Genomic DNA, 668 nt, shown 5'->3' on the forward strand with positions numbered 1-668 from the left:
GTTATAGATTCGCCAATGCGAAGGACCCGGACGGCAACTCGATATCCATATCGAACCGAAGCTTTGCGAGTGGCTGCTGACCGCCTTTCACGACTCAAAACCCCGGAGAACTTGCCACGGATTGGCCTGACGCGGTTATCCTGTGAGCAACGGATAGTGAGATTCGCGGCGCCAGGACATGCGCGCTTGCACCTGACGAAATGAGACATCGGAGGACATCGCATCATGTCAGAAACGACGGATGTGCTGATCACTGGCGCCGGTCCCGTCGGCATGTTGCTCGCGACCGAACTGCGCCGCAACGGCATCGATGCTCGCGTGATCGAGACACGCGCCGGCCGCGCGTTCTTTGTCAAGGCGCTGGGCGTCACGGCGCGCACACTCGAAGTCTTCGAGGACCTCGACATTGCACGCGAGGCGATCGATGCGGGCGTGTGGCTCACGGGAGCCGAGACGTTCCAGGACGGCGAGCCCGCCTTCAGTGCCGAAGTGCCGCGCAAAGGATTGCCCTATGGCGCGCTATCGCTCGCCCAGTACGAGACCGAGCGCATTCTGGAAACGACGCTTGCGCGACACGGCGGACATGTGGAATACGGCTCGACCCTCGTGAGCTTCAGCGAGGACGCCGACGGCGTCAGTGCGCAACTGCAAGACGCCGCGGGCCAGAC

Annotated in this window: 1 protein-coding gene; it reads left to right on the forward strand. The window is 62.4% G+C overall.

The annotated features are described in order from the left end of the window. Positions 1-225: 225 nt before the first annotated feature. Positions 226-668 (forward strand): FAD-dependent monooxygenase (locus AWB67_RS39085; protein WP_200822449.1); only part of this gene is annotated, 443 nt, incomplete at its 3' end.

The organism is Caballeronia terrestris (assembly GCF_001544515.1).
Lineage (GTDB): Bacteria > Pseudomonadota > Gammaproteobacteria > Burkholderiales > Burkholderiaceae > Caballeronia > Caballeronia terrestris.